Source organism: Mesorhizobium sp. M7A.F.Ca.CA.002.05.1.1 (assembly GCF_003998335.1).
In the GTDB taxonomy this organism is placed as follows: Bacteria; Pseudomonadota; Alphaproteobacteria; order Rhizobiales; family Rhizobiaceae; genus Mesorhizobium.
Window position 1 is genome coordinate 1 of the sequence record NZ_RZQI01000946.1, and the last position, 2,239, is coordinate 2,239.

General features: G+C 63.3%; 2 protein-coding genes. Both read left to right on the forward strand.

Annotation, left to right across the window (positions count from 1 at the left end):
- The coding region (locus tag EN939_RS30900; RefSeq protein ID WP_127271422.1) for an FAD-dependent monooxygenase at positions 1-795 on the forward strand (795 nt) is incomplete at its 5' end.
- 428 nt (positions 796-1,223) lie between these two features.
- A partial coding sequence (locus EN939_RS30905) for a hydroxyacid dehydrogenase (protein ID WP_164751373.1) occupies positions 1,224-2,239 on the forward strand: 1,016 nt, incomplete at its 3' end.

The window sequence follows — 2,239 nt, forward strand, 5'->3', positions numbered from 1 at the left end:
TTGCTCGATACGCTCGACGCCGACGGCGCCGTCATCGATGCCCGCCTGCTGGTGGTTGCAACCGGCCACGGCGAGGCGGTGCGGCGCGCCGTCGGCGTCGAGCGTATCGAGCAATCGAAGGCGCATTCACTGTCGATGGGATTCGACCTCGCCATCTCCCCGCGTGATTTCGGTCATCAGTCCGTCACCTGCTACAGCAGGCGGGCTGCCGACCGTATCGCCTACATCAGCATCTTTCCCCTCGGCGACAAGATGCGGGCGAACATGTTCGGCTATCGGCAAGTGGCCGAGCCGTGGACGCGGGCGTTTCGCCAGGAACCGCAAAAGATGCTCTGCGAGCTGATGCCCGAAATAGCGGCGCGATGCGGCAACTTCGAAGTCGCAAGTCCTGTCGAGGTCAGGCAGATCAGCCTGAGCACCACGCAAGGCCATCGCCGCGACGGGGTCATCTTCATCGGCGATGCTTTCTGTACCACGTGTCCAACACCGGGCGTCGGCATCGGCCGGGTGATGACCGACGTCGATCAGCTCCATTCGGTTCACATTCCGCAATGGCTCGAAACACCAGGCATGGCGGCTGACAAGATCAACGCCTTCTATGACGACCCGGTCAAGGTGGCTGCCGATGAGGATGGCATGCGGGTGAGTTACTATGCCAAGTCGATCACCGCCGGCACCGGACTGGAATGGCGCGCAAGGCGCTTGCGCAACAACACCGCGCGCCGGCTGATGATCATCGGCCGCAAGGTCCGGCATTTGGGACAGCGGCGGGTGCCCATGGCCAATATGCAATAGGGCGCGACCAGTCGCGCCCTATCGATTGCCAATATTGATTGCCTTATAAGGCGAATGCGTCAGACGCCAACCGCTCAGGTTGCCGTCGACGGAGGTGCCGATGGGGTAGTCTGGGCCGTGACGCCCGAAAGCCTGTCGCGCTTCTGCAAGGTTGGTTTCTCGTATTTCTTCACTGTAAAGTGCCCTCCAAATTGGTACGGCGCCAGCAGAACCAATTCCCTGCCCCGTGTCAATTGCGTCATTACTGGTTCTTACGTCGTCTCCTCGCCATCGTAGTCAAACGATTCTTCACTGTTGCATTGCCGGCACATATCGGCTCCAACAGGACACCTCATCCCAGCGCCAATCCCGCTCTACTCGCCTCCCCGCGCGATGTTGTAAATCGTTTCATCCAGGGTATTTTGGCCATCGGAACAGAGGGAATAGTCATGTCCAACAGCGCCTTGCCGCTGGTTATCAGTGCGCCGGAACCACGCACGCTGGAGCTGATCTTCACAGCCCGGCAGCTGGCGCGGCTCAAGGCGCACTATCGCATTGTCGAGACGACCGCTGACGGCGTCGCGAAACTGCCGGCCGACGTGCTGGCCGAGGCGCGCTACATCATCGGCCAGCCGCCCATATCGCCCGAAACGCTCGACCGGATGAAGGCGCTGCGCTGCGTCTTCAATGTCGAGACCAACCTCATCAACAACATGCCCTACGAGACCTTGTTCGCGCGCGGTATCCATGTCGTCACCACCGGCCTGGTGTTCGCCGAGCCGGTCGCAGAGCTTGGCCTTGCCATGGCGCTCAACCTCGCCCGCGACATCGTCGATGCCGACCTCGCCTTCCGCCAGGGACAGGAACTGTGGGGCGGCGACGGCAACCAGACGGCGCGGCTCCTGTCCGGCGCGGATGTCGGGATCATCGGTTTCGGCGATCTCGGCCGGGCGCTGAACCGGCTGCTGTCGGGCTTCCGCACCCGCACCAAAGTCTTCGATCCCTGGCTGCCGCCATCGATCCTCATCGACAATGGCGTCGAGCCGGCCTCTCTCGACGAGGTGCTGTCGACCAGCGACTTCATCTTCGTCGTTGCCTCGGTGACCAGCGAGAACCAGGGTTTTCTCGGTGCCGAGGCCTTTGCCGGCATGCGCAAGGGCGCCGCCTTCATCCTGCTCAGCCGCGCCGGCGTGGTGGACTTCCCGGCGCTGATGGCGGCGGTGAAGAGCGGCCACATCGTCGCCGCCAGCGACGTTTTCCCCGAAGAACCGCTGGCGCGGGACCATCCGGTGCGCACCCTGCCCGGCTTTCTGCGCTCGGCTCACCGTGCCGGCGCGCTCGACATCGCCTTCAAGCGCATGGGCGATATGGTGCTGGAGGACATGGACCTGATCGACCGCGGCCTGCCGCCGCTGCGCTCCAAGCGCGCCGAGCGCGAGACGGTTTCGCGCATGCGTTCCAAGCC